Origin of the sequence: Streptomyces sp. URMC 126, assembly GCF_051386555.1 — a bacterium.
In the GTDB taxonomy this organism is placed as follows: Bacteria; Actinomycetota; Actinomycetes; order Streptomycetales; family Streptomycetaceae; genus Streptomyces.
Map to the genome: position 1 here is coordinate 1 of NZ_JBPQTX010001120.1, position 252 is coordinate 252.

The window sequence follows — 252 nt, forward strand, 5'->3', positions numbered from 1 at the left end:
AGACTGCGCGCCTACGCGGGGCCGGACGTGGTCGTCCTCGACTCCGGTGCGGACTTCACCGTGGAGGGTGGCGACTGCACCGCGGACTTCTCCGTCGACGAGGGCGAGAAGGTGGGCTTCCGGCTGGCCTGGAGAGGGCTGCGCCACGGGGAGCCGGAGCGGCCGGACACCGCCGGGCTGGTCCGGACCGTGGCCGCCACCGAGCGGTGGTGGCGGGAGTGGGCCGGCCACTGCACCTACTCCGGCGAGTAC

Annotated in this window: 1 pseudogene; it reads left to right on the forward strand. The window is 74.2% G+C overall.

The window, feature by feature from the left end:
• Nucleotides 1-252, forward strand: a pseudogene (locus ACSNOK_RS35330) (glycoside hydrolase family 15 protein); the annotation flags it as partial.